The sequence below is a fragment of the Kitasatospora cystarginea genome (assembly GCF_039533515.1).
GTDB lineage: Bacteria > Actinomycetota > Actinomycetes > Streptomycetales > Streptomycetaceae > Kitasatospora > Kitasatospora cystarginea.
In genome coordinates this window covers 131,535-158,054 of sequence record NZ_BAAATR010000013.1, presented here as the reverse complement: position 1 = coordinate 158,054, position 26,520 = coordinate 131,535, and the positions used below count along the sequence as shown (strand labels likewise).

Annotated in this window: 23 protein-coding genes; 6 read left to right on the top strand and 17 right to left on the bottom strand. The window is 71.0% G+C overall.

Annotated elements, in window-relative coordinates; all coding sequences use genetic code 11:
- Positions 1–322: 322 nt before the first annotated feature.
- On the bottom strand, positions 323–1,207 hold the full coding sequence (locus ABD369_RS17035; protein WP_344637259.1) for a class I SAM-dependent methyltransferase: 885 nt from the start codon (positions 1,205–1,207) through the stop codon (positions 323–325).
- Positions 1,208–1,280: 73 nt separating this feature from the next.
- The gene (locus tag ABD369_RS17030; protein WP_344637258.1) at positions 1,281–2,018 is read right to left on the bottom strand and encodes a thioesterase II family protein; all 738 of its coding nucleotides are present in this window, start codon (positions 2,016–2,018) and stop codon (positions 1,281–1,283) included.
- Positions 2,019–2,429: 411 nt separating this feature from the next.
- Between ABD369_RS17030 and ABD369_RS17025 the strand changes: the two genes are divergently transcribed.
- Both ABD369_RS17025 and ABD369_RS17020 read left to right on the top strand, forming a co-directional pair.
- A complete protein-coding gene (locus ABD369_RS17025) occupies positions 2,430–5,318 on the top strand; it encodes an ATP-binding protein (RefSeq protein WP_344637257.1) in 2,889 nt (962 codons plus the stop codon).
- 501 nt (positions 5,319–5,819) lie between these two features.
- Positions 5,820–7,544 carry a serine/threonine protein kinase gene (locus ABD369_RS17020; RefSeq protein WP_344637256.1) on the top strand — a complete coding sequence of 575 codons (1,725 nt, stop codon included), beginning with the start codon at positions 5,820–5,822 and terminating at the stop codon, positions 7,542–7,544.
- 4 nt (positions 7,545–7,548) lie between these two features.
- Here the strand turns inward: ABD369_RS17020 and ABD369_RS17015 are convergent, their stop codons facing one another.
- The 3 genes from ABD369_RS17015 to ABD369_RS17005 form a co-directional block, all read right to left on the bottom strand.
- On the bottom strand, positions 7,549–10,485 hold the full coding sequence (locus ABD369_RS17015; RefSeq protein ID WP_344637255.1) for an AfsR/SARP family transcriptional regulator: 2,937 nt from the start codon (positions 10,483–10,485) through the stop codon (positions 7,549–7,551).
- A 339-nt stretch (positions 10,486–10,824) separates the two neighbouring features.
- Positions 10,825–11,283, bottom strand: coding sequence for a hypothetical protein (locus ABD369_RS17010; RefSeq protein WP_344637254.1), 459 nt, complete (start codon positions 11,281–11,283; stop codon positions 10,825–10,827).
- Between the two features lie 46 nt (positions 11,284–11,329).
- On the bottom strand, positions 11,330–11,800 hold the full coding sequence (locus tag ABD369_RS17005; RefSeq protein ID WP_344637253.1) for a hypothetical protein: 471 nt from the start codon (positions 11,798–11,800) through the stop codon (positions 11,330–11,332).
- Between the two features lie 389 nt (positions 11,801–12,189).
- Here ABD369_RS17005 and ABD369_RS17000 point away from each other — a divergent pair, with 389 nt between their 5' ends.
- Positions 12,190–12,387: a hypothetical protein gene (locus tag ABD369_RS17000; RefSeq protein ID WP_344637252.1), complete on the top strand. Its 198-nt coding sequence runs from the start codon at positions 12,190–12,192 to the stop codon at positions 12,385–12,387.
- A 42-nt stretch (positions 12,388–12,429) separates the two neighbouring features.
- Here the strand turns inward: ABD369_RS17000 and ABD369_RS16995 are convergent, their stop codons facing one another.
- The 7 genes from ABD369_RS16995 to ABD369_RS16965 all read right to left on the bottom strand — a co-directional run bounded on the left by ABD369_RS16995 (position 12,430) and on the right by ABD369_RS16965 (position 17,952).
- Positions 12,430–12,954, bottom strand: coding sequence for a hypothetical protein (locus ABD369_RS16995; RefSeq protein WP_344637251.1), 525 nt, complete (start codon positions 12,952–12,954; stop codon positions 12,430–12,432).
- 5 nt (positions 12,955–12,959) lie between these two features.
- Positions 12,960–13,541 carry a hypothetical protein gene (locus ABD369_RS16990; protein ID WP_344637250.1) on the bottom strand — a complete coding sequence of 194 codons (582 nt, stop codon included), beginning with the start codon at positions 13,539–13,541 and terminating at the stop codon, positions 12,960–12,962.
- Positions 13,517–14,647 carry an alpha/beta fold hydrolase gene (locus tag ABD369_RS16985; protein ID WP_344637249.1) on the bottom strand — a complete coding sequence of 377 codons (1,131 nt, stop codon included), beginning with the start codon at positions 14,645–14,647 and terminating at the stop codon, positions 13,517–13,519. Before ABD369_RS16985 ends, ABD369_RS16990 begins: the two co-directional genes overlap by 25 nt.
- Positions 14,644–15,552, bottom strand: a complete 909-nt coding sequence (locus ABD369_RS16980) for a hypothetical protein (protein ID WP_344637248.1) — start codon at positions 15,550–15,552, stop codon at positions 14,644–14,646. The genes ABD369_RS16985 and ABD369_RS16980 overlap by 4 nt, the downstream gene beginning before the upstream one ends.
- Positions 15,553–15,803: 251 nt before the next feature.
- The gene (locus ABD369_RS16975) at positions 15,804–16,220 is read right to left on the bottom strand and encodes a transposase family protein (RefSeq protein ID WP_344637247.1); all 417 of its coding nucleotides are present in this window, start codon (positions 16,218–16,220) and stop codon (positions 15,804–15,806) included.
- A gap of 373 nt (positions 16,221–16,593) precedes the next feature.
- Entirely contained in the window at positions 16,594–17,472 is an 879-nt protein-coding gene (locus tag ABD369_RS16970) for a pyridoxamine 5'-phosphate oxidase family protein (RefSeq protein ID WP_344637246.1), read from the bottom strand.
- Positions 17,473–17,490: 18 nt separating this feature from the next.
- Positions 17,491–17,952, bottom strand: coding sequence for a VOC family protein (locus ABD369_RS16965; protein WP_344637245.1), 462 nt, complete (start codon positions 17,950–17,952; stop codon positions 17,491–17,493).
- A gap of 113 nt (positions 17,953–18,065) precedes the next feature.
- Between ABD369_RS16965 and ABD369_RS16960 the strand changes: the two genes are divergently transcribed.
- Positions 18,066–18,614: a CGNR zinc finger domain-containing protein gene (locus tag ABD369_RS16960; protein WP_344637244.1), complete on the top strand. Its 549-nt coding sequence runs from the start codon at positions 18,066–18,068 to the stop codon at positions 18,612–18,614.
- 559 nt (positions 18,615–19,173) lie between these two features.
- Here the strand turns inward: ABD369_RS16960 and ABD369_RS16955 are convergent.
- Positions 19,174–19,377, bottom strand: a complete 204-nt coding sequence (locus ABD369_RS16955) for a hypothetical protein (protein ID WP_344637243.1) — start codon at positions 19,375–19,377, stop codon at positions 19,174–19,176.
- Positions 19,378–19,677: 300 nt separating this feature from the next.
- The gene (gene rpe, locus ABD369_RS16950) at positions 19,678–20,361 is read right to left on the bottom strand and encodes a ribulose-phosphate 3-epimerase (protein ID WP_344637242.1); all 684 of its coding nucleotides are present in this window, start codon (positions 20,359–20,361) and stop codon (positions 19,678–19,680) included.
- Positions 20,362–20,596: 235 nt separating this feature from the next.
- Between rpe and ABD369_RS16945 the strand changes: the two genes are divergently transcribed.
- Positions 20,597–21,451 (top strand): SCO6745 family protein, encoded by an 855-nt coding sequence (locus tag ABD369_RS16945; protein ID WP_344637241.1) that lies wholly within the window; start codon positions 20,597–20,599, stop codon positions 21,449–21,451.
- A gap of 39 nt (positions 21,452–21,490) precedes the next feature.
- Here ABD369_RS16945 and ABD369_RS16940 read toward each other — a convergent pair whose 3' ends face one another.
- On the bottom strand, positions 21,491–23,029 hold the full coding sequence (locus tag ABD369_RS16940; protein WP_344637240.1) for an ATP-dependent DNA ligase: 1,539 nt from the start codon (positions 23,027–23,029) through the stop codon (positions 21,491–21,493).
- A gap of 62 nt (positions 23,030–23,091) precedes the next feature.
- Positions 23,092–24,126: a glycosyltransferase gene (locus tag ABD369_RS16935; RefSeq protein WP_344637239.1), complete on the bottom strand. Its 1,035-nt coding sequence runs from the start codon at positions 24,124–24,126 to the stop codon at positions 23,092–23,094.
- 386 nt (positions 24,127–24,512) lie between these two features.
- On the opposite strand from ABD369_RS16935, the gene ABD369_RS16930 reads away from it, so the two are divergent.
- Positions 24,513–25,697: a hypothetical protein gene (locus ABD369_RS16930; protein WP_344637238.1), complete on the top strand. Its 1,185-nt coding sequence runs from the start codon at positions 24,513–24,515 to the stop codon at positions 25,695–25,697.
- Positions 25,698–25,885: 188 nt separating this feature from the next.
- On the opposite strand, the gene ABD369_RS16925 is transcribed toward ABD369_RS16930, so the two are convergent.
- The gene (locus ABD369_RS16925; protein WP_344637237.1) at positions 25,886–26,512 is read right to left on the bottom strand and encodes a C39 family peptidase; all 627 of its coding nucleotides are present in this window, start codon (positions 26,510–26,512) and stop codon (positions 25,886–25,888) included.
- Positions 26,513–26,520 lie beyond the last annotated feature (8 nt).

Sequence of the window (26,520 nt, the reverse complement as noted above, 5' to 3'; positions counted from 1 at the left end):
GTCCTCCGTGACAGGAAATGAGGACGTGCTGTTCGGAGCCGGCGTGCGGTAAAGCCGCAGGCATATTCCGCTCTCGACTTTTCGACGTTCTCGTTGATCGTCGTCCGGGTCGCTCGCGTGGGTGATGTGACGTCATCTGGCCGCTTCGGCCCGGCGGCAGCAGAGAAGCATCGGCGGTGCTTGTGTCGCCTCCGGGGAGGGACCCGCCGATGCTTCAATGAGGAAATCCGCGCCGTCCAGCAGGCCCGGGCCGCAGCCAGCGCAGCCTGATCACCCGAACCTGCCAGAACGTCGAAGGCCGGGTTCCACTACGGCGGTGCGGTCAGGCGCGAGCGCAGCGGCGGGCGGTGTGCACGGTGAGCGCCGTGAGGTAGAAGGCGTCCGATCGCCACAGAATGCCGGTATCTGCCTCCTCATCCACGAGTTGCTCCACGGTCAGCCGATCGGCGCGGGTGAGCCGGTCGCCGATCTCGGCGAGCAGCCGGGTGAGCCGGGTGTGCAGATAGCGGCGCGCGGCCAGGCCCAGCGGGGCGGGGAGGTCGATCAGGAAGGTGCGGCTGCCGGTGGGGACGAGCCCGGACGCCGCCAGCAGGAGCGGCCAGTCCTCGACCACGGAGGTGGTACCGGACAGCCCGGCGCGGCGGGCCGCGAAACGCTCTTCCAGCGCCGCGTCCAGGCGGGCCTGGAGGCCGGGCCGGCCCATGCCGATGTCGCGGGGCAGGAAGCGGAGCGGAAGACCGCGTTCGCAGACGGCGAGCAGCCCGCCGGGCCGCAGGGCGGACGCCAGGCTCCCCAGGGCCGCCTGCTGGTCACCCAGGTGGCGGCAGACGTTGCCGGTCCAGATCACCTCCGCCGGTCCCAACCGACCGAACTCCTCGGGACGTTCGGCCCGCAGCGTGGTGAGACGTCCGGCCAGCCCGCACTCCGCCGCCCGGACCCCGGCCCGGGCGAGGAGCGAGTGGGACCGGTCCACCGCGATGACGTCCGCCTGCGGGAAGGCGCGGGCCAGCTCACAGGAGGCCACGCCCGGCCCGCTGCCCACGTCCAACACGCGGCGCACTGCCGCCGTCACCCGCTCCTCGGGCCCCAGCAGGCCCCGCAGCCAGCGGGACGCCTCCGCCAGGCAGCCGGAGTGGAGTTCCGCCTCCAGTTCCGGCTCGGCCCGGTGGGCGTCACCATCGAGGTCCTCGGTGTGATACGTGGTCATACGGTCACCTCCGACGCCCAGCATGTGGACGTCGCGCCTGCCGGACAATTCTTGTTGCCGTTTTGGGAACCGCTCAGTACGCCCGGGCGACTGTGCGGGGTGCGGTCTGCTGGTGCATCAGGTCCCAGCTGAACGTCTCCAGCAGCTCCGCTCGGGCGGTGAGCGGGACGTAGTGGCCGCCGGGGAAGGTCCGCACCCGCAGGGCGCGCCGGGTGCACCGGCGCCATCCGGCCAGGTCGGCGCGGGTGACGCTGCGGTCGTCCACCCCGCCCATGGCGGTGACCGGGCAGTGCAGGACATGGCGCGGATCGCGCTGGTACGCCGCCAGGACGGCGAGGTCCGCCCGGAGCGCGGGCAGCACCCGAACCGCCCGCCGGGGGTCCTGGGCACCCGGGGGTATCCGGCCGCGCTCGCCGAGCCTGCGCAGCAGCTCGGCGTCCGGCAGCCGGCCGATCGCCTGGTCCGGCGCCGGCCGGTGCGGCACACCGGCGCCGGACACGTACAGCCGCTCGGCCACCGCATCGTGCTCCCACTCCAGCCGGGCCGCGATCTCGTAGGCGAGGAGAGCGCCGAAGCCGTGCCCGTACAGCGCGAACGGCCGGTCGCGCATGCGGCACACGAACTGCGTGATCTCGGCCAGCAGCGGCTCCGGGCGCTCGTACGGGCGGGTCCGCGGGTGCCGACCTCGCCCCGGCAACTCCACCGGTGTGACGACCACCGCGGGCCCGAGCAGGTCGCTCCAGGGCAGGTACACGCCCGCCGAGACGCCCTCGAACGGGAGGCAGAACAGCCGCACGGAGTAGTCGCTCACCATCGGCCGCTCACCTGCCGTACCTCGGCGCAGCGCTCACTGATCGCAGACACGGGGTACCGATCCTTCCGTCAGATTTCCGCCAACAGTGGAAGTGAATATTCCGCGATGCGCCGCGACCGCTTTCCGTACCCGTCGCAGGTCACCGGCGCTGAGCCAGGCCGACCGTACCCGTGCGGTGCCCGTGGACATCAATACGGTCGCTCCGAAGCACTGACCGAAGGACCACCCTCGGGAACCGTCGGGCCGAATACGCTGTACGAACTCAACGGCCGGCGTGCTAACGTCAGTTCACATCTGTGTGTACACGCCATTTGTGTGGTCAGCGTTTCTCGGTCCGCAGGTCGACAGCCTCAGGCAATTTCCGCGTCACCCAGGTCGTTCACCGATTAGGCAGGAGGTGGAGGGGCCGTGCCCCTGGAGCTATTCGGCAGAAGCGAAGAATCCAAGATCATCACTGAGTTGCTCGACTCCGTGAGAGTCGGCGCGGGCGCGGTCGCGCTGGTGGAGGGAATCATCGGCACGGGCAAGACCTCATTCCTGCGCTGGGCCGGGGAGACCGCCCGGGAGCAGGGCATGATCGTGCTCTCGGCCACCGCGTCCCTGACCGAACAGCGGTTTCCCCTGGGGGTCGTGCACCAGCTCCTCGGGACGCTGCCCGAAGCGGCGGGCGATTGGCAGCGCGCCTTCTCGTTATGCGGTGCGTCCCGAGGTGACGACGAGCCGGCCGAACGCGTCTACCCGCTCCTCGCGGAGCTGTGCGCATGCCTGGGCAGGGCCGCGCAGCGCACCCCGATCCTGTTGACGGTCGACTGCGTCCAGCACGCCGACCGGCAGTCCCTGTTGTGGCTGGGCTTCCTGAGCCGCCGTCTGGAGAACCTCCCCGTCCTGCTGCTCGTCACCAAGCGCCGTGGCGAAGCGGCGACCGACCAGCACCTGCTGGTCGAGTTCATGGAGGGCATCCGCCCCGACCGCTACATCCATCTGCACGACCTCAACCCGAGCGCCGCCCTCGACCTCGCCGCCGAACTCTGCGGCCACGAACACCACTCCGTGGACACCCTGATCGCCGACAGCGGCGGCAACCCGTATCTGCTGACCGAGCAGATACGGACCGTGCCCGCGGCCCGCACCGCTCCTCCCCGCCCCATCGGGGCCCGACCGGCGGACCCGCCGGACGAACGGCTGCGCCTCCAGTCGGTCAAGGAACGCATCCTGTGCATGCTCCGGCGCCTGGACCCCAACGGCATCGAAGTCGCCCGGTGCGCCAGCATCCTGGGCACGGCGCTGGACGCCCCCCTCCTCGCCGACCTGTGCGGGGTGTCCACGGAGGACGCCTGCCGATGTCTCACCCGGCTCACCGAGTCCGGGCTGCTGTGTCCGCACGACCTGAAGTTCCGCCACCCCGTGCTGGCCGAGCTGCTCTACCAGGACATCCCCTGCGCCGAGCGCGCCGAACTCCACCGTCTCGCCGCCCGCTGCCTCAAACGACGCGGCGCCCCCTGCGAGGACATCGCCGGCCATCTGCTGCGCTCCCACCGCCTGGACGAGCCGTGGATGGCCCGGCTACTGCTGGACATCGCCCACGGCATGGTCGGCCTCGACCCGGCGGGCGCCCGCCACCTGATCGAGAAGGCCGTCCTGCACGGTGTGCCGACCGAGCTCGCCGCACGCGCCGAGGACCTGCGGATCCAGGCCCTCACCGGCCTGGACCTGCCTGCCTCCGCCCGTGCGCTGACCGGACACGTCGCCATCGCCTCCGGGTCCGCCGAGCGGACCCGCCAGGCGCTGCGGCTGTCCGACATCCTGCTCCGCCTCGACGAACCCGCCCGCGCTCGCCAAGTCCTGGAGGACGCCCAGCGGGAGATCGGTGGCCGGGACCCCTCCGCCGCCGCGCGACTGCACCGGGGGCTCACCCACGTACGGATCCACGAGGGCACCTACCAGCCCTGGGACGGGGACGAGGACCGGCTGGCGCGGGTGCTGCTGCTCCGTACCGCCGCCGGTGACTCCGCGCCCGCGGTACGGCGGATCGCCCACCGCATTCTGTCCGTGCCGCGCGCCCCGTACGGCTCGACCACCTGGTACCACGCGCTGCTCGCCCTGCTCTGGGCCGGCGACGTGGAGGAGGTCCAGCGGCACCTGGACACCGAGGTGCGACTGGCTCGTGCCGAGGGGACCGTGACCCGGATCGCCGAGGCCCTGGCCGTGCGCGGCCTGGTCCAGCTCCACCGCGGTCTGCTGACCGAGGCCGAGGAGGACGCCCGCCACGCCATGGACCTGCTCACCGGGATCGGCGCCGACCGGTACCACACCGGGGCACTCGCCCGCAGCGTCCTCATCGACGCAGCCCTGGAGAAGGACGATATCGCCGGAGCCGGCGCCCTCCTCGACGAGGCCCCGCCGCTCCCCGGCGACCAACCCGGCACCTGGTGGCGGCTCCACCTCCTGCACAGCGCCGGACGAGCTCTCGGACGGCTGGGCGAGACCCAGCGTGGCCTCGCCCTGATCGCCCACTGCGCGGCGGAGCTGAAGCGCCGGGGCGTCGTCAACCCGGCGATCCTGCCTTGGCGTTCGACCCTGGCCACGCTCCGGATGGCACTCGGCGACGTGGCCGACGCCCGCCGGATCGCCCAGGAGGAGGCCGACCTGGCCCGTCGCTGGAACGCCCCCTTCGCCCTGGCCCGGGCCCTGGTCACCCAGGCCGCCGTCGGCTCGGGACGCGAGCCGCTCCGGCTCGCCAGCCAGGCCGTGGAACTCCTCGAACCGGCCTCGATGCCACTGCAGTTCGCCCACGCCCTGTACACGGCGGGGTGCGCCCATTGCCAGAGCGGCAAGGTCGGGCGCGCCCGCGAACTACTTCACCGCGCCAACGAAGTCGGCATCTCGCTCGGCGCCGACGGCCTGGTGAAGGCGGTGCAGCGGGAACTGAGGGGCGCGGGCGGGCGGCCCGACCCGCGCAAGGACTCCACTCAATCGCTGCTGACCCCCACCGAACGGCAGGTCTCCGCACTCGCGTCACGCGGTATGAGCAACCGCAGCATCGCCCAGCAGCTGAAGGTGAGCCTGCGCAACGTCGAGTCCCATCTCACCCACTCCTACCGGAAGTTGCGCATCAGCGGCCGGCACGAGCTGGCGAGGTACTTCCCGTCCGAGGAGGAACCGCGCAGCGCTCCCGTCCTGCCTCACCGCGGCCGCACGGATGAGCCGCCGGCTCGCCACCCGGGTCTTCGCGTGGCCCGGCCCGCTCCGCAGCTCTACCGCGGCCAGGAACGCCGGGATTCGCATCCCGCGGCCTGAGGCCACCCCCGCCTTGCTGGTCCGTCATGGGCTCGGTGACGAAGCCCGGGTAGGAGGTCAGCGTGTACGGGGTACCGTCCTCAGGTGTGCCTCCCCTGAAGGCGCTGCCCTGGGCCTCGAGGAATCGCCACCACTGCCCGTTGCTCCCGTCACAGTCACGCGCCGGGAGGCTGTCCAACTGCCGGTCGGGTCCCACGGCTCGGCCTGGCAGCTCGCACTGCCTGCGGCGCGGTCGTGGTGGTACGGATGTGTGCACTGACGTTTCCTTCCCGGCGGCTCCGGAGCGGGAGCCTTCCAGGGCGATGGCAACGCAAGCTCGTCTGCAGGGCGCCGATGTCGCGTCAACGCCGGCGTTGACGCGGGTGAGGCGGTGGGGAGGAAGCAAGTCCTCATTTATCCGACGCCAAGTCGGCAGTTATCGGCCGGTGTCACGCTCCTCGGAGCGTACCTCGGACGGGGGACGGGCCGGGGTGCGCCCGCGGATCTGATTCAGGGAGAACCATGCGTGGCACCTCGCTCGGCGACCGCTACCGGCTGGTGGACTGGCTGGGCGGTGGATCGATGGGCGACGTGTGGCTCGCCGAGGACGAGGTCCTGGGCCGCCGGGTGGCGGTCAAGGTCCTGAAGCCCGCCCTGTTGGACGAGTCGGGCTTCGCCGAACGCTTCCATGCCGAGGCCCGTGTCATGGCGGGGCTGCGGCATCCCGGCATCGTCGGCGTCCACGACTACGGGCACAGTGCCGAGGACGGGCAGCGCTCGGTCGCGTACCTGGTCATGGAGCTGATCGACGGGGAACCACTGAGCACCGTGCTGGAGCGCCGCGACCGTCTGCCGGTGGTGGAGGCCCTCCGGATGGCTCTCCAGTTGCTGGAGGCGCTGGCGGTCGCGCACGAGTCCGGAGTCGTCCACCGGGACATCAAGCCGGCCAACCTGATGGTCCGTGGCGAGCAGGTGGTGATCGCGGACTTCGGCATCGCCCGGCCCGGGTGCAACGCCCGGCTGACCGTACCGGGGATGGTGCTCGGCACCGCCGCGTACCAGGCGCCGGAGCAGGCCTCCACCGGGACGGTCACCGCCTCGGCGGACCTCTACGCAGTCGGTGTGGTCCTCTACGAATGCCTCGCCGGGAGCCTGCCCTTCGACGGGGAGACCGCCCTCGAGGTGATCCTCAAGCACCTGACGGAGCCCGCGCCACCGCTTCCCGCCCAGGTTCCCGAGCCGGTGCGGGCGCTCGTCGAGCGAGCGATGGCCAAGGAGCCCGGCGATCGCTGGCCCGACGCGGCGGCCATGGCCACGGCGGTGCGGGATGCCTTGGCGCTGGCCGGAACTGACGTACCGCCGACCTCGGAATCGCTCCGGCCGGCCGCCGGGCGTACACCGCGTGCGGGCCTTCGCCGGCGCGTGCTGCTCGCGGTGGCGGTGGTGCTACTGCCCTGCTCCACCTGGGCTGCCGGGGCGACGCTGTTCCAACAGGGCCGGGAGAACCTGGCGACCGGCGACCCGATCGGCGCCGGGACGACGGTGGACCTCACACGGCCCGTCAAGCCCGGGCCGACGGGTGTCGGCCGCCCGCTCGGCGGGCTGCCGTCGACGCAGGAGACGACTCCGGCGCCGTCCGCCAGCCCCAGCGCCGGCGAGAGCGGTACGCCCATCGCCGGGCCCGCGTCCGGCGCTCGCCGTACCTCCGCCGCGCCCAGCCGGCCGGCCCCGTCCGCCCCGGCCGCCGCGGCTTCACCCTCACCCCCGCCCCCGCCCGCTTCCTCCGTAGCGGCCACAACCACGGCCACGGCACAACCGCAGCCCACGCCGCCGCCGAAGCCGGAGCCGCAGTTGCCCGCCTTCGCGCAGCTCGCCTCCGGCGGCTTCGCGCTGGACAACTCCAACTCCACCGACAAGGACGGGAACCTGGTCGGCACCTACCTCGTCAACCGCACCCCGGCCCAGCTGTGGCGGCTGGACAAGTTCTCCGAGGGGAGGTACTTCCTGCGCAACGGCTCCAGCAACTACACCAAGGTGCTGGACCTGGAGCTGGCCACCGGGAAGATCCAGATCTGGACGAACCCACCGGGCGACGAGAACCAGCTCTGGTCCTTCGCGCCGGTCACGGGCGGCTACCAGATCCTCAACTCCTACACCAAGCAGTGCCTGACGTCCGGCGGGCTCGCCCAGTGGGCCTTCGTGCAGGCCTGCTCGAACGCGCCCAACCAGGTGTGGACCATCTCCTGACCCGTCAGGCCGGCAGCCAGGACGGCCACTGCCGACGGGGCCGGTCGGCCGGCCGACCAGGTCCGATCAGGGCGTGCAGTCGGTCGGCTTCGGGGGAGCCGATAGCGGCCAGGATGTCGTGAGCCTCTGACCAGCAGGCCTGGGCCGAGTCCTTGGTGGCGTCGCGGTCGGCCAGCGCGTCGCCGAGCGCCGCCAGGGCCAGCCCCCGACCCCTGCGGTCGCCGTCGAGCGTCAGCACCTCGACCGCCCGGCCGGCTGCCTCCACCGCCTCGGCACTCCGGCCGACGGCACGCAGCGACTCGGTGAGCTGCAGGAGTGTACGGCCCGTCCGACGGCGGTCGTCCGGTCGCAGCAGGGCGAGGGCACCCCGGTGGTGCTCCAGGGCCTGCTCGAACTCACCGCGGTCGTGGGCGATCGTCCCCAACGAGTCGAGGGCGAGCGCCTGGAGCTCTCGGTCGGCGAGCTCATGGCAGATCGCCAGGGACTGGTCGATGACGCGGATCGCGGCCTCGAACCTACCGAGCTCCGCGAACGCACCGGCCAGGTTGAGCAGCTCGCCCGCCACCGAGCGGCGGTCGCCGAGCCGCTCCCAGACCGAGACCGCCGCCGTGAAGCCCTCGACCGCGTCGCTCGGCCTGCCGACCTGGACGAAGCAGGCGGCCAATGAGGCGTGGGCGAGGGCGAGCAGGGGCCTCGGCAGGTCGTGGGCGGTGCACAGATCGCGGGCCCTGAGCAGCTCGGCCAGGGCGGACGGTTCGGACCCGACCTCGGTCAGCAGCCGCCCGAGCACCAGCCGGGCCCTGGTCTCGGCCGCACGGTGGCCCTGCTGGATGGCGGCGTGCAGCAGGTCCTTGGCCGCATGACCCAGCGGCCGGGTCGCCTGGCCGGTTTCGCACAACAGGCTGCAGCCGAGCAGCAGTTCGGCCATCAGATCGAGGCGGGTCGACTCGGGGAGCCTGGCGTACTGGCTGACCAGTGCGCCGATGCTGAGGTACTCGCCGCGACCGCGAGCGGCCGCGCGGGCGTCGGGAGTGTGCGGTGCTTCGGTGGTGGGCAGCGCCGCACGGGCGGCTGACGGGCCCAGAGCGGCAGTGGTCTCGGTGTGGTGATGGGTCGCCAGCCGGACGAGGGCGGCGGCTCGGCAGTCCTCGATGGTCTCCGAGTCCCGGGTGAGTCGCTGGGCGAAGGCGCGCAGCAGGTCGTGGTGCCGGTAGCGGTCCGGCGCCACGGTCTCCAGCATCGAGCAGTCGACCAGCGACTCGGCCAGCTCCTCGGCCTCGTACTGGGGCAGGTCGAGCACCGCCGCGACCGCGGCCGGCGACAGATCGGGCGCATCGGGCACCGCCAACAGGCGGAATGCGCGCGCCTGTTCGGCGTCCAGCTGGTCGTAGCCGAAGCGGAAGGCCGACTCGACGGCGAGGTCTCCGGTGCGCAGCACGTCCAGGCGGTAGCGGCTCTCGGACAGCTTGTCGAGCAGCCGGGCCACGGTCCAACTCGGACGGCAGGCCAGCCGGGCGGCGAGGATGCGTACGGCCAGCGGGAGGTGGCCGCAGAGGCGGACGAGCTCCCCTGCCGCGTCTGCCTCGGCCAGTAGCCGTTCCTGGCCGACCACTTGGCCGAGCAGGCCGACGGCCTCCTCCGGGGCGAAGACGGACAGCTCGGTGAAGTGCGCGTTGGGGAGCGAACCCAGCCTGGCCCGGCTGGTGATGAGCACGGCGCAGCCGGGCCCGCCCGGCAGCAGCGGCCTGACCTGCTCCGCGTCCCGGGCGTTGTCGAGCACGACCAGCACCCGTCGGCCGGAGAGCAGTGAGCGGAACTGGCCGGAGCGCTCGGCGAGTTTGGGTGGCAGGCCGTCCGTCGGCACGCCGAGGGACCGCAGGAAGGCGCCCAGTGCCTCTTCGGGCCGGGTCGGGCGGCCGTCGGCCCCGTGCAGGTCGACGTAGAGCTGGCCGTCGGGGAAGTCGGCGGCGAGCCCGTGCGCGACATGGACGGCCAGCGCGGTCTTGCCCACGCCGCCCAGGCCTGCGACGGCCGCCACGGGCATGCTGCGGGGAGCGAGCAGGACGGTCCGCAGTGCCTTGATCTCTGCCTGGCGGCCGGTGAAGTCGGTGACGTCGGCCGGGACTTGGGTCGGCCGCACCGGCGCCTGGTACGGCGAGTCGGCTTCCTCGGCGGCTGGCCGGGGCGGAGCGGGCGCTACCAGGGTGGCGTCGGCCGCCAGGATCCGACGCTGCAACTCGCGCAGGCCGGGCCCCGGGGTGACGCCGAGTTCCGCCCGCAGCCGCCGGTCCGTCGCGCGGTACACGTTCAGGGCCTCGGCCTGCCGGCCGGTCCGGTAGAGGGCGAGCATCAGCAGCTCGCTGAGCCGCTCCCGGAGCGGGTGTTCGGCCGCGACGGCGGCCAGCTCGGCCACGATCTCGCCGGACAGCCCGGCTTCGACCTCGGCTTCCAGACACAACTCCAGTAAGGCCACTCGGCGTTCGGTCCACTCGCCGCGCTGCCGCTCGGCGTAGGGGCCGGGGAGTCCGGGCATCGGTTCACCGTGCCAGAGGGCCAGCGCGGAGCGGAGCGTGGTGGCGGCGCGAGCGCACTCCCCGGCACCGCGGCACCGCTTCGCCTTGCTGATCAGTTCCTCGCAACGATCCGTGTCCAGCCGCCCCGGTTCGACCGCGAGCACATAGCCCCCGTCGAGCGAGGTCAGCGCGGCGGGCCCGAGGATCCGGCGCAGACGGTGGACGTACGTCCGGATCACACCCGCGGCCTTGGCGGGTGGCTCTTCGCCCCACAGGTCGTCGATGAGCTGCTGGGCCGACACCGGATGATTGGCGCGGAGCAACAGCGAGAGCAGCATGCTCCGCTGCTGAGGCGGCCCGAGCGCGAGCTCCCCCTCGTCCCGCCACCCCCGCACCGGCCCGAGCACGGCGAACCGCAACCCGCCCACCAACCGCCCCCTCTGCCCACAAACCAACCGCCACACATGATACCGACCGCATTGCCCCTGGCCAGGGGTCGACGCTTCCGGTGGTCCGACTGGGACTTCACCCTTGAAGGTTCCGGGCTCACCAAGGACCGCGAGCGGTGATCGCTGATTGGTGATCGTCGACCTGGGCACCGCACACCCCGGCCCCGGCACGCCCGGGAACGACGGAACAGCGCCGTCGGGAAGGGTCCCCGTCGCCGGTTGCGGATGCATCAGTGATCCGCCGGACATTCCCGAGGGCCCGTTGTGCGCCGACGACACGGCCGTCGGCGCACAACCACCCGCAACCCCGGAGCTTTGCTATGCCTTCCAAGCGCCCCAGTAGACGACGGCGTCGTCACCGGATCCGCCGGACCGGGTGAACCGGAACGCTCCATCACCGTTTTCCGCGTAGGCGTTCGACCCCGCGTAGGGGTTGTCGAAGTAGAGGTAGACGGTGTGGCCGTTCCGCCAGCCCTCCTCGCAGTCGGAGGCCCGGTAGGTGACGTGCCCCTCGTCCCCGGTCATGAACCCGATGCTGCCCGCCTTGAACAGCGCGTCCTGGGTGTTGCCGATCGAGGACAGCGGGTCGATGTACCAGCCTCCGTGGGCGAGCGGGCTCTCGACCAGGTTCAGCGTGCACCCCGTACCGTTGTGCAGGTAGATCGAGGTCTGCCGCATGGCCGCGGCGGATGCGGTCGGCGCGTTCATGACCGCGGCTCCCGAGAGTGCGGCCGCCCCCGCCAAGGCGACGGCCGCGGCGCGTGTCAGATTCTTCACTGCGTTCTCCCTTGAGGAAGGTCCCGATGGGTGGTGCGGGCGACGGCTACGACTTCCAGACACCCCAGTTGATGACCGCGTTGTTGCCCTCCCCGCCGGAACTGGTGAAGCGGAACGCGCCGCTTCCATTCGAGTAGTAGCCGTTCGATCCGGCGTAGGGGTTGTCGAACTGCAACAGGACCGTGTGGCCGTTCCGCCAGTCCTCCTCGCAGTCGCCGGCCACGTACGTGAACCCCCCCTCGTCGCCGGTCATGAATCCGTTCGACTCGGCGGAAACGGTCACGTCCCGGGTGTTGTAGACGTACTGGGGGGGCGGGGCGTCCCAGACCCCGTGGGCGAGGTCCTCGCTCTGGAGGGTCAGCGTGCAGCCGGTGCCGTTGTGCAGATTGATCACGGTGCTGCGCGCCGCGTTGGCTGGGCTGGCCTGCGCGGTACCGCCGAGGGCAAGGGTGCCGGTAAGGGCCGTACCCACCACTGCGGCGAGCGCCGCCAGGCGCTTGACGGGCTTCATGGACAACGAAGAGTTCCTTTCCAGGACAGCGGGGTGAACTGCCCGGTCCTGCCGGACGTCTCGGTGCTGCGCACACGCGAGCTACCGCGGAGGAGACGGGCAGCACGGGGTACCCGGCCGCATCCGTGAACGCGGCCCGGGCCGACTCGAATGGACGAGCCTCCGTGACCGGTAGAACACCAGCGGTCCGTAGACGGGACGTTGACGGTCGATCAGCGGGTTGTGGACAGCCCAAGCCCATGACATCGATCGGGTGGTTCCCGATGCTGTCGTGGCCGACACCGACGGGCGGATCCTGGTGCGGCACGCCCCGGCGAGGCACCTGCCGGACCGTGGGAGATCCCGGGCGGCGGGGCGGAGGACGGCGAGGACCTCGAGGAGGCCCCCGCCGCAGCGTGAACGAGACCCACACCCGGCACGTCCTGGCCGCCCACCAGCAGCACTACGACGAACACGGACCACACCGGGCCCGAAACCAACTACCGCCCACAGCCGACCGGCTGCCCACCACCGTGCACGAGATCGAAGACCGCAGACTCCTGCGCACCCACATCCTCGGCGGTGTCATCAATCAGTATCGCTATGCGGCTTGACCTACAGCGAGGGCTTTCCGAGCCCCGCAGGATACGGGGCCCTCACAGCCCGCCGCGCCAGTCCCCGACCCTGCTCACCCGACTGCCACGGGGAGACGACGAGGCGGGCAGCGGCCGACCGTGCCGGGTCATCCGCTCAGCGCGGTTCCGGGCGCTTACCAGCGCAGTCTTGCGAACACGGAGCAGTTCGCCCACCGAGGCGCTCTCGGAGAACACGCCCTTTGCCGGGTCGCCCTCGGCCCCCACGACGTCGGCCACATCAAGGCCCCCGACCAACGTTGCCTCCTCTGTGAAATTCGCGATGGCGTCCAGGACGTCCTTGCCGATGTCCGACAGGACGTCCGCCTCGACGTCCGACTGGACGTCGTTGACCTCGTTGCCGATTTCCTGGGCCTCCCGGACGTCGTCGCCGATGTCCTGGGTGCCATGGACGTCGTCGCCGATGTCCGCGCAGAGCGTGGGTGTGGCCGAGACCGCCGCCAGGCCCGTTCCCGTCCCCGTCCCCGTCCCCGTCCCGACGACACGGTCGGCGAACCTGGTCACCGCCGATACCTTCACCTCGAACATCCGAATCACTCTCCTCTTCTTCTCGCAGGAATTTCGCTTGCGCCAGGGCCGGCGTCCAAGTCATGGAAGGCAGAGACGAAGAGTATTTCCGGCTCGACTCCCTGCTCGTATGCCGCCGCCCTGGCGATCGCGAACTGCGTCTGCCGTGCATCGGAATCGTGGGGGACTCCGAACGTGGCGATGTTCAGGAGCGCCAGGTAGGCGATGGTGGTCCTCCACTGTCTGGTTTCGGCGTTCCGCCGCCTGATGACCGCCATCTCCCTCGCGGCGTCGAGCAGCCCCTTCTCCACCCGGCGATGCGGGGCCCATAGTGTGTGGACTGGTCTGCGCTCCTGGGCGACGTCCAACTCCCGCCACCGCCCGACCCGCCCGCCGGACAGCTTGTCCCGTACCAGGATGTGCAGATCGTGCATCGAGGGGGTTGGCCCGAAGAAGCGGTAATTGGGGACGATCCTGCCGAGCCAGTTCAGGCGGACGAGGAGGTTCCTGGCCAGACCCATCTGGCGGAGCGCGGTGAAACTCCCCCAAGCGCACAGGGTCGCGTAAAGCAGCAGACGGGGTATCAGCCTGGTGGTCGTCGCAGCCATGATTTCGGCAACCTCTCACCACAATCCTCTTCACCCTCAGCAGTCACCGGCCCGCACCGGGCTGCGGTCGGTCCTGCGGGGTTTCGTACAGCCGGAGAAGGCGTCTCGACCGGGGCCGCACCGTCCCGGGCGTTGTCGATGACCCAGTGGATGGCGTCAGTCACCCTCTCGGCGTGCAACTGGTCGGTGAGCAGGGACTCGTGGCTGGCCCCCGCCACGATCTCCAACCGGCTGACGGGGGACAGCGCCCCGAGCTCCTGTTGAAGCTCGGCGTACACGGGATCCTGTTCGTGCGTCACGGCCGCGGAGACCACCGCGACTGGGCACGGTGTCACCGAGGTCAGCAACGCGGCCCGGCTCGACCAGTCGACCTGGCTCAGGTTGAGCTCACCCCGTGCGGCGCGCAGCGAGGAGAACCGGAACATGGCCTGCGTCGTCGGACCGGAAACCCGCGCCGGCAGGAACGCCAAAGCCTCGGTCGCCGCATTGCCCACAGGCAGCCTGAGAGCAGCCCGCGTGATCATCCGGTCCAGGGATTGCCGGAAGAGAGGCAGGCCCGCCCACTGTCTGGGCGATCGCTGGTACTGGTCGGGGTGGGTGGAGTCCACGAACACCAGGCCGGCGGTCAGTTCGGGGTGTTGTTCGGCGAAGATCCTGATCAGCAACCCGCCGACCGAGTGGCCCACCAGCACGAAGGGGGCTCGCGCACTCGCTCGGTGAAGGACCTCAAGCAGGTGTTCCGGATACCGGGCACCGTCCAGCCTGGTGCGCCCAGCGGCGCTCCATCCGATGCCGGGTCGGTCGTACGCCACAGCGCGGGTGTCCTCGCGAAGCTGCTGAAGGACCCAGCTCCAGACCGTGGCCGGATTGGCCAGGCCGCTCTCCAGTACGACCGTCGGCGTCTGCCCCGGCGTGTCCAGAATGTGCAGCGGACGGCCGCCCACCCGGACGATCCGACCCGGTGCAGCCGACAGCGCGCCGTTCCGCTTCAACTCCGTGACGATGACTCCCACCGCCGTGGTGACCAGAGCGCCGGCCATCAACCGGTCCTGGATCTCACTGCTGCGGCTCCGGCCACCTGCCTCGACCGCGTCGCGGGTGTTCATGGGCGCAACGACCGAGACACGTGGGCGACCGCCGGGTAGGTGGCCGTGAACGCCCAGAAGAAGCGGTTCAGACCCATGAACCTGCCGTTGGCGAGGTGGAAGAGCACACCCATTCCGAGGATGCCCCGGGCCACCGGCTTGGGTGCGACCAGCACCAGCGGAAACGTCAGCTCGCCGAGGATAACGCTCCATGCCACGATGCGGGGAACAGCGGGATGAAGGCAGAGCAACCGGTACAGCCCCTTGTCCCCGTATACGCTGGTGCGGAAGATTCCGGTTATGGCGGAGCCGTCCCGCCATATCGGAGACACCAGCTTTACCGCTCCGGCGGCGGCATAGGCCACGCACGACTGGAAGGCGATGAACCGGATGCATGCCTCCCGGGCTTGGTAGTCGCCGGGGAACGCCTTCTCTATCGCCGCAACCAGGAAGGTGATCAAAGAGATGTTGTCCGAACCGTCGTATCCGTAGCACTGGCGCACCTGCATGCCAGCGGCGGTGCCGGTGAGGACGAAAAGCAACAGCGCACGCTCGCTGCTGCCTGGCCGGCCTAATAGCATCCGGGCTGCAGCCGTCAGTCGTACCTGCGGAATCGCGATTACCCGCGGGTAGTCCAGCAGCTTGGAAACATACTTCATCGGGAATCGTTCGATGCCGCGGAACCGGGTCTGGTTCACGGACCAGGAGAATATGCCGTCATTGGCCAGCGCGGACGTAGTAGCGAGCTGTTCCAGTGCCCCGATCAGGGCACCCATTGCGCCGATCTTCTCTATCCTCACGAAGACCTGGTCCACAGCCGCGGCCTCACCGCCGACTTCCCGCCTGCCGACAGCTTTGGGAATCCATTTCACCGGTAGCATGCGGCCTCCGAAAAACCCCACTGCTTTGCCGTGCTTCGCAGTCACCTGCTGTCAGGTATTTCCCAAATGGTCCTACTCTTCCACCGTGGCCGATGCCCGCGACGACTGCAAGCCGAGCACACCGAAGCCTGCCATGCGCGATGACCAGCCGAAACGTCCAATACCTCTCCCACACTCTCCGACATGGAAGCGGGAGACCTCGGTGGTCGTGGTCTCGGTGAACGGGCAGTCCAGCATCAGCACATAGCCCGGCCGGGGCCCAGGGCGGCGTCGTTCTGGTGATCTGTCCGGTTTGATCACGTGATGCCGAGGGTGGCCAGTGGTCGAGTGGCGTCTCGGCTATGTTTGCGCAGGCCAGCGGCGATGTTGTCGCAGCCGGTGAGGCGGAGGGTGCCGATGGCCAGGTTGCGCAGGGCGGCCATGGCCCGGGGTGCCGTGCCGGTCCGCACGCGTGAGGCGTCCTCGGCGAAGGTGGTGTCGCGTACGTTGGCCCACTCCGCGATCGCGGTCAGGGACTTCGCGCCGGCCAGCACCGCGCACGCGGCGAGCGCGAGGACGAAGGCAAGAGGGTGGCGGCGGCCCCTGGCCCGTCGCGGATCGGGCACCGTCGCAAGGTGGTCCAGCAGGTACAGGTGTTCCCCGGGCGCGGCGGGACGGGCGGAGGCGAGCTGGCCCAGGCCAGTGGGAATGGGCGATGATGATCGGGCAGGCACGGTCTTCCGTTGCGGTGGTCAGGGACTCGACACCTCATGATCACCCGGAGTCCGTGCCTGCCTCCGCTCCGGCCCGTCCCTTGAACACCACAGCCACATCGGATACCTGAATCGGCACTCAAATCGGACACTTCGCCAGCACGACGCCGTCCTGTATCCACAACCCACCAGCCACTGCCCCCGAACCACCCATTCCGCGCGGGGACCGGCGGTCACGGCTCCTATCGCCGCGGCCCCGCCGGTCAGGCAGCCCACCTCCGGGAGCCGGTGGACGATGCGCTCCCGGGCGGCCTCCGCGGCGGAGTGGTCGGGGCCGAAGGCCTCCTGCGCCGCGCGCGCACTGCCGTTCGTGTTGGTCGTCGTTTCCGGCCACTCATCCGAGAGGGGGATTGGCTGGCGAGAACTCCGGCTCGGTCCAGCGCATGGACAGGGCACCCGGCAGCTGGACCGCGGCCGTCAACTCGAACTCCACCGACCGCTCCTGCCAGTTCGTCCCGGCCTCGCCCGTGAGGAGGAGCGTGTCACCGTTCTCCCAGTCCGGCAGGACGATACCCGCACGCGGGTTCAGTTCCAGGTTGCCCAGCGTCATGTAGGCGCCGTTGCCCGCGTACTCGCGCCACCGCAACCGGGTCTCCGAGAGGACCTCGACGAAGCCGCACAGGCCGCCTCGGTGCGAGGCGTCCACATGACCCTCCGCATCGGCCGTGGCGAGGAAGAAGGTGTCGGCGGTCGCGACGAGCACCTGCTGCGCCGCCGACAGCGCGGAGCTCCAGCGCGCCGGTCCGGCCTCCGTGCTCTGGATACGCCGGACCGGCCGCCGCTTCTGGATGTACTTGGGACAGTTGGAGAAGACCTGCTCGGTGTGGAGCAGGAGACCCGACGGCCCGGCCTCCGCCACGCCGTTGACCCGCATGCGGCGTCGCGTCGCGGGCTCCAGCGCGATGGTGCCGACGCGGGCCGGCGCACTCCCCCGCAGTACACCGGCCAGCGGGTCGTCCGGTCTCGGGGACGCGTCCACGGCGACCGTGCGCTCGTCGGGGACGGAGACGAAGCCGGGCTCGCCCGTCAGCACCGTCGCCCACATCCGCCCGGCCTCGTCGGCGGCACCGACGACCAGCAGCTGCCGCTCCGCCAGGAACGACGCGGCCACGGCCGGGACGGTACTTCGGATGCTGCGCCCGAGGTGCTCCGCCCGCTCGGTCTCCCCGACCCGGGCCTGGGCGGCGAGCTCGCCCGCGTGGTAGCCGGTCATCGTCACCCCTGCCGCCGTTTAGAAGAATCCGCAGGTGGGCGCGTCGACGAAGGGAGCCTCCCCTTCTGCGGCGACGCCACTCGCGGTGTAGATCTCCAGCCGGGTGCCGTCCGGGTCGGTGAAGAAGATGCCGCCGGAGTCCTGGCCGGGTCCGTGCAGCACGATCCCGTCGTGGTGGAAGGTCGAGCCGCGCTCCTTGAGTGCCCACTCCGCCTCCCGGATCTCCTCGACGGAGTCCACCTCGAAGGAGAGGTGGTGCAGTCCGGCCCGGTCGACCGGGTGGGCCCCGGATGCCTGCTGCCAGATCGTGAGCACCAACTCGCCCTTCTTGCCGAGCCGGGCCCGGCGGCGCTCCGGGGGCGTACCGGGCTCGCTGCCGCCCATCACCTCCAGCCCGAGGACGTCTCGGTAGAAGGCGACCGAGCGGTCCAGGTCGGTGACGTTGATCCCGATGTGGCCGGTGCGCAGCGAGGCGGGCATGGGCGGACTCCGTTCCGAGAGACAGGCAAGCTCTAACCGTTCAACATGACCATAACGGTTAGAGCCAGAGCGTCACAACCGCTACCAGACCCCTGAACAGTTAGACTCGCCGCATGGACGCGCTCGCAGACCAGGAGCAGGACCAGGACCAGGACCCCCGCCCGCTGCGCGGCGAACCCCTCTCCCTCGACCTCCTCAACACCCGCTGGCACGACGAGCAGCTCTTCCGCCAGCCGCACGGCCTCGCCGTCTGGCTGGCATCCAACAACCTCACCGGCCGCGCCCCCGACACCCCCGAGACTCTCGACGCGCTGCTCCAGGCCCGCGCCGCGCTGCTCGCGCTGCGCGCCGACCCGCAGGACACCACTGCACTCAACGCGGTCCTCGCTCACGGCAGGATCTGCCGCACCCTCGACGCCGACGGCCAGCCACAGGAGGAACCCGAGGTCACCGACCCGGTCTGGCTCCCGGCCTGGCTCGCCGCCGACGACTACCTGCGTCTGCTGGCCCGCGGCCCCTCCCGCATCCGCGAATGCGTCCACGACTCCTGCATCCTGACCTTCTTCGACACCTCCCAGAACGGCCGCCGCCGCTGGTGCGACATGGCCAGCTGCGGCAACCGCGCCAAGGCTGCCCGCCACTACGCCCAACGAAAGCAGTAACCCCTCCCAGGCAATTCCGAGGACCCACAACACCGGCCGCAGCCACCCGCCGGGCTTGATCCGCACCAGAGCCCGCTACGCCGGTATCCGGGCGCCCACTGCGAGCGTGATACCTGAACCGGCATCAAATCGGACACTTCGCCAGCACGACGCCGCCCTGGGCCGGGGCCGGACGTGACCACTGTCCGCACTGAGGGTCCAGGCGGTCAGATTCGCCTGGCAATCGGCCGAGATCACCCGTCAAAGGACATCTGAAGTTCCCCCTGATCTTGGACAGCGGGTTTCCATACTGCGGGGGTGAGGTCGCGCTGCAGCCGGGCCCGGGTTTCGAGCGGTGCGAGGCACCCGAGCTCGGGGTGCCTGCGGAGGCGGGTGCGGTTGTACGTGATTTCGATGAAGCGGAAGACGTCGGCTCGGGCCTGGGCCCGAGTGGGTCACATCGCCGTGCCGATCTAGGCTTTGAACAGGGCGAACCAGCTTTCCCTGCGGCGTCGTCGTAACGGGACCCGACGCGGCCATCGGCCGCCGCACACCCAACTCCTTTACCACAGAGCGGAATTCAGTGGAGGTCCACCCTCGCTGCCGCGATCGGTGTGTATGATGCAGCCCGCCTGAGGCCCTCACGTCCGGCGGCCAGCCGCAGCGCGACGATGGGCAACTCGGCCCGGTGATGGTCGGCCAGGGCCCGGCCGACCACCTTGGTGGCCAGGTCGATGTACGTCGCCAGATACAACTTCCCTTCCCCGGTGACCAGTTCGGTCATGTCACCAACCAGCCGCATCCCAGGCCTGGGGCGGTGAAGTCACCGCCGATCAGGTCGGCCGTGCAAGGGGCCCGCTTCGCCTGCCGGGTCAGCCCCGCCTGCGGCGCCGGGTGACCCCGGCGATGCCGCGCTCGCGCGTGCGGCTGCGGTTTGGGTGCCACCCGACCCAGACCGTCCCAACTCCGTGCGCACAGACCGTCCCGACTCCGTACGCCCCGTCCCGTTCCGGCTCCGCCGGCTCGCCCGACGCGCAAGACCCCGCCGGCGCGCGGCCGGCGGGGCCCGTACGAGCGGTCGGCATCAGTGCGCGCAGGCCCACGGTGCGGTGGCGGTGGCTGCCTCCGCCTGGGTGCGCAGGGCGCGGACGGCCTCGGCCGGGTCGGCCGCGCCGTACACCGCCGAGCCGGCCACGAAGACGTCGGCGCCGGCCTCGGCGCAGCGCTCGATGGTGGTGGCGGAGACGCCGCCGTCGACCTGCAGCCAGAGGTCCAAGCCGTGCTTGTCGATCAGCTCACGGGTGCGGCGGATCTTGGGGAGCATGATGTCCAGGAACGCCTGGCCGCCGAAGCCCGGCTCGACCGTCATGATCAGCACCATGTCGAGCTCGGGCAGCAGGTCCTCGTAGGGCTCGATCGGGGTGGCCGGCTTGAGGGCCATCGAGGCCCGGGCGCCCTTGGCCCGGATCTCGCGGGCGAGGCGGACGGGGGCGGCGGCGGCTTCGGCGTGGAAGGTCACCGAACCGGCGCCCGCCTCCACGTACTGGGGGGCCCAGCGGTCGGCCTGCTCGATCATCAGGTGGCAGTCGAGCGGGATGTCGGTGGCCCGGGCCAGCGCCTCCACCACCGGCACGCCGAGCGTGAGGTTGGGGACGAAGTGGTTGTCCATGACGTCCACATGGAGCCAGTCCGCGCCTCGGACCGCCTCTGCCTCCTGGGCGAGACGGGCGAAGTCGGCGGACAGGATGCTGGGGTTGATCTGCGCCATTTCCGGGTACCTTCACGATTCGGTGCGGGCGGCGGGAGGCCACCTTGAGGTCCATCATCCCTCCTGTGGCCTGTACAGGACGTACCGGGAGATCGGCGCGTGACCCGCATCACACCGGTTCAGCGCCGGTGTCTCGTACGCTGTGGCCGCTTTCACGGTAGCCCGTCCGCAAGACCTGCCCGTGGGCCGCCGGCGGCAACTCCCCACCGCGGCCCGCTCCGAGAAAGGTGTCCCGATGGCCGAGCCGGTGCATCCCGCACGCGCCCTGTGGTGGCTGTTCGAACCCGTCCACGCTCTCACCTACTTCTCGCCCGAGGGGCGCGCGGCCTACGAGACGGCGGGGCTGCACGGCGGTTGGCGCGGCTACTTCGCCGGGCGGTCCGCGCCGCTGGGGCCGGTGGAGGCCGCCCCGGTGATCGCCGCCTTCTTCAACTTCGCTCCGGGGATGGTCGAGCGGGCACTCCCGGACGTCTGGCAGCGTGCGACCCCCGAGGCCGCGCTGGAGGCCCGGGTGGCGGGGGCATCGGCCGCACTCGAGCGGGTCCTGGCCACCGTGAAGCCGGATCTGATCGATCGTTCGGTGGAACTGCTGGAGCGCGCGGTGGGCGGCCTGGACTGTTGCGGGCGCGTGCTGGCCGCCGCGAACGCCGCGCTGCCCCGACCCGAGGGCCGGCTGGCCCGGCTCTGGCACGCCACCACCGTGCTGCGCGAGCACCGGGGCGACGGTCACGTCGCGGCCCTGGTCACCGAGGGACTCGACGGCTGCGAGGCGCTGGTGGTGCGCTGTGCGCTGGACGTCCGCCGTGAGGTCATGCAGCCGTTCCGGGGCTGGACCGACGAGGAGTGGGACGCCGCCACCGCCCGCCTGGTCGAACGAGGCTGGCTCAACCCGGACGGCACCATCTCCCCCGACGGCCGCCACCGCCACCAGGCGCTCGAGGCCGCCACCGATCTGGCCGCCGCCCGCGTCTGGTCCGGCTTCCACCGCGCCGAGCTGGACGAACTGGCCGCCGCCCTCAAGCCCATCTCCACCGCCTGCCGCGCCGAACTCCCCCAGCTCAACCCGATCGGGCTGCCCAACAGCAGCTGACCGCCCTCACCCGCTCGGGCGCGGGGACCGCGCGAGGAGCTACGGCCCGTCCGTCGCAAGGCCGCGGACGGTGCCGATGGTGTCCGCCTCCGCAGCCGGCTTGTCCGCACGGTAGCCCAGCACCCTGGCGAAGCGCAGCGCGAGACCTGCCGGGTAGCGGGGGCTGCGCTGCAGGCCGTCGAAGGCGATCTCCACGACGAGTTCGGGGCGGACGTACACGGTGTACGAGTCCCGGGAGACCTCGCGGGCCAGGAACTGCTCGGTCTGCCAGGCGAGCAGCTCGTCGGTGAGACCCTTGAAGGTCTTGCCCAGCATGACCCACGGTCCGAGGCCGGCCTCGCCGTCGTTGCGGGCGGCGAGGTGGAGGTTGCTGAGGAAGCCCCGGCGTCGGCCGCTGCCCCACTCGGCGGCCGTCACGACCAGGTCCAGCGTGTACCGGGGCTTGACCTTGATCCAGCCGGCACCGCGCCGTCCGGCCGCGTACGGCGCGGCGGGGTCCTTGACCACCACGCCCTCGTGGCCGTGCGCCAGCGCGTCGCGGAAGAACGCGGCCGCCGGCCCGCTCTCCCCGGTCACCGTGCGCGGGACCCGCAGGTGTTCGGGTACCACACGCACGAGTTCGGCCCAGCGCCGCTCGGCCGGGAGGTCGATCAGGTCCTGGCCGTCCAGGTGGAGCAGGTCGAAGAAGAAGACCCGGAGCGGGACTTCGGTGCGCAGCCTGGCCGGGTCCTGCCGGGAGGCGGTACGGGCGGCGGTCACCTGGAACGGGCGGGGGCGCTCGTCGGGGTCGAGCGCGATGGCCTCGCCGTCCAGGACGGCCGAGCCGACCGCCAACGAGCCTGCGGCCTCGACCACTTCGGGTACCCGTGCGGTGATGTCGTCGAGGCTTCGGGTGAAGACCGAGATCCGGTCGCCATCGCGGTGCACCTGGACCCTGATCCCGTCCAGCTTCCACTCCAGCGCTGCGGGGCTGATCCGCTGCAGCGCCTCGGCGACGTCGGGCGCGGAGGCGGCCAGCATCGGCCGTACCGGACGGCCGACCCGCAGGCCGAAGGCGCGCAGTGCGGGGGCGCCACCGGAGAGCGCGGCCGCGGCGACCGCGCGGGCGGAGCCCCGGAACATCAGCGCGCGGCGTACGGCGGTCGCGGGCACGGCGGCGGCCTTGGCCACGGCGTCGCCGAGCACCGCGTCCAGCGCGCCCTGCCGCAACTCCCCCACCAGCACCGCCCGCAGGAACTCCTGCTCCTCCGCGGTGGCCCGCCCGAAGAGCTCCGCGAGGAGCCGGGCCCGCTCGGTCCGGGCCCCTTTGCCGTGGACGGCCGCCACGGCGGTGAGCGCCTCCTCCGTCTCGCGGACGCCGAGCGTGGCGGCCCGGGCCGGGGGCGGGAGTTCCCGCAGTGCGGCGTACCCGACGCCGATCCGCATCCGCCGGGACTCGCCGGAGAGCAGCGCGGCCGCGGCCGGGATGTCCTCCGGGCCGAGGTCGCGCAGGCAGTCGGCGAGCAGCGTGATCTTGGCGTTGCGGCCGGTTTCGGCGGCGGTGGCGCGCGAGGTGGCGGCGAGGCGTTGGAGCAGCACGGCGGACCCTCCGGGGCACCGGTGGCGACTGTCGGGGCCTACCCACTATGCGGCCGATGCGCTCACCTGGCGACCGCGAACTCCCGGTTGCGGACGGTCTGTTCGCGGTACTGCCTCGGCAGCTCGGGCATCGCGAGCAGCCGGTCGCACGCCTCCATCGATGCCCGCCGGTCACCGACCCAGTACGCGGTGATGGAGTACTCGAACAGCATGCCCCAGCCGTACACCCAGGGCTGGGTGAACAGCCAGTCGTCGGGCATCCGGCGGTCGACGCCGGCCCTGGCGAAGGCGTGTGCGGCCTGGTAGCGGCCCATCTGGCGTAGCCGCGACGACAGTTCGTAGCAGGCTTCCATGCGTTCGGGCCGGGTCTCCCAGGAGTGCAGCAGGGCGTCCATCGCCCCGGGCCAGTCGCCCGCGTCGGCCTTCAGCACCCCGACCTGGAGCAGCGCGTAGTAGATCTCCTCGACCCAGCCGCCCATGCCGGCCCGCCGCTGGTAGAGCTCGACGGCCTCCTTGGTCCGGCCCATGTCCCGCATGGTCTGGGCGAGGTAGAAGACCGTACGCGGGTTGTCCGGGTCGCGCCGCAGGTCCTCGCTCAGCAGCCTGGCGTCGCGCTCGAACTTGTCCGAGCGGGAGCCGCCGTCGGCGAAGTGCTCGATCACCAGTGCGTCGAGGTTGAGCACCCGGTCCTGCTGGTCGGTGGTCAGGTACTCGTGCGTCGCGCCCTCGTAGCGCCAGGTCATGTCACCCCTGACCAGTCGCTTGATCCGGTACTCCATGTCGGAGGCGTGCCGCAGCATGTACGAGTCGGCGGTCAACGCGGGCATCGGGCCGTCCTGCCGTACCACCATGTCGGCGTCGATGAGCAGCAGGTAGTCGGCCTTGCCCCGGGCGTGCTCGATGTTCAGCGTGCGGTTCCGCCCGAAGTTCACCCAGGGCTCCTGGAGCAGCTCGCCGGGGATCCCGTCGAGCGCCCGGCGGATCAGCTCCTGGGTGCCGTCGGTCGACCCGGTGTCCGAGATCACCCAGGTGTCGATCAGGCCGCGTACGGAGGCGAGGCAGCGCTCGATGACCTTCGCCTCGTCCTTGACGATCATGCAGAGGCAGATGGACCGCCTCGACTTGGAAGAATTGTGCTTTACCACGGGGCGCCTCTCGATCTGCGGTCTCCGGAATCGGGCACGGGGGAGGCTCCCGATCGTAGTTCGACGGAATTCGGCACCCGTTGCTCAACACGGACCGTTCCAGGCTCGGATAAATAGTCCGACGAACAATCAATTCCGTTTGTCGGATGTCGAATTATCCAACTGATTCCGTCTTGGAATGGCCCGTTTGGCGGGGCGATGAGGTCCAAACGCATGGTTCCCGCGCGGCTCGACGGGAAGCTGCGGAGCGTACGGGTCCCGCGCGGCTTGACTATGGCTAGTCATACCAGAGGTCCGGTGCCAGCTGCCCCGGCTCCCCATAGATGAGGAATCACCGAATGACTTCACGCAGACCGCTCGGTCCGCTCGGGATCGCGTCCAACCGCCGCAGAGCCCTGGTCGGAAGCGCCGCCCTCCTCCTCGCCGCCATCACCGCCACCGGCGGCACCGCCTCGGCGCTCGCCCTGCACGACGGAAAGCCTGATCGGCACTGTCACGAGCGGAACGTGTCGGCCAACGGCCAGCAGGTCATGGGCCGTGGCGACGACGAGTGCTGCGACGACGACCACGCCAAGGGCGATGACGGCAACAAGTGCTGCGACGACGAGGAGCGACCTCGCCTGCGCGACGGCCAGACCCTCGGTGGTGGTGGCGGCAAGGATCACGATCACGACTGCAGGAAGGAGGGCCGCACCGGCCCGACCGGGCCCACCGGCCCCACCGGCCCCAAGGGCGCGACCGGGGCCACCGGCGCGACGGGCGCAACCGGCCCCACCGGACCGACCGGCCCCACCGGCCCCCAGGGTGAGACGGGTGAGACGGGCGCGACCGGAGCAACCGGCGCCACCGGAGCAACCGGAGCAACCGGAGCAACCGGCGCCACGGGCGCGACCGGAGCAACCGGCGCCACGGGCGCGACCGGAGCAACCGGCCCCACCGGACCGACCGGCCCCACGGGCGCCACCGGAGCAACCGGCGCCACCGGAGCGACGGGTGAGACGGGTGCGACGGGCGCCACCGGCGCCACCGGCCCCACCGGCCCCACGGGCGCGACCGGAGCAACCGGAGCAACCGGAGCAACCGGAGCAACGGGCGCGACCGGTCCGGTCGGCCCCTGCATCAACATCGACGCCAACATCATGGGCAACTCGCAGTACACCACCGTGCTCTTTGACGGCCACGTTCTCATCGGTCGCCAGACCATCGAGCCGCTCCCGCCGGTCGGCTTCAACCCGGTCAACTGGGTCGATCTGACCGGCCATCCGGGCTTCCCCACAGGCCTCGCCTGTGGCGTCGCGGTAGCGAACATGGGCAACGACGTCTTCATCAAGACGTTCACCACGGACGGCAGAGTCTTCGAGACCTCCTGTGACACGGGCGGTCCTTCACCGACGCTGGACTGCGACAACAACCCGTGGTCCCCGCTGACGGCACTTCCGGTGCTGACGCTGGCGCAGCCGGAGAAGGCACTGCTGAAGCCCGAACTGATGCGGCCTGAGTCCAAGTTCCGGCGCACGTCCTGACGCGTCCCGGCACTGGTAGCCCCGCCCGTCCCCGCCGCTGCGGCAGGGACGGGCGGGGCCGTTCCCGGCTCCCTGTCCTCCGCCGTCCTCCATCCGACTCCGCGGCGGCGCATGTCCCACGGACACGCCCAGCCGACCGCTGAGTCCGTCGCCGCCACCACCGCCCAGCCTCCGGCCGCACCGAAAAATCAAGCCGGGTACGGGCCGAGCACAATCCCCCGCCCCGCATAGAAGCGTCCGAGGTCGCCCCACGGCACCCGGGCGAAACTCTGCGAACCGTCGGGGAAGCCGGAGGGGTTGTGGATGAGGAGCTCCTCCGGGCCGGCGCCGACCGCCAGCACCAAGTGCCCACCGGTGTGCGGTGGTTGCGGATCGAGGGTGCGAATGGATGGATGCACGGAGAGCATGGCCAGCCGGCCGGCCTCCAGCAGAGCCGGCAACTCCTCGGCGGGCAGCGGCGACCGGGCCTCAGCCGCCAGGCCCCACCGCTCGTGCACGTACGCCGCGAAGGGGACGTGGATCAGCCCGTCGAGCCTGCCGTCCGGGTGCCGGACGTACGCGCCCGCCGCCAGGCACTCCTCGGCCAGGGCGACCGGCGCGGGGCTGACACCCCACCAGAACTCGAGCGCCATCCTCAGACAGGCCATCCCGCACAGCCGCCAGGACCAGTACTCGTACTCCTCCGGGCTCGCCGCGCCCGAACGTGCCCAAAGCGGGTCGTCGGCGGCGAGCACCGTCCCGTCGAGGATGTCGGGGACGAGGTCGGCGGACTCCCACTGGGAGTGGTACGGCACCTGGTGGATGATCGACTTCACGGATCAGA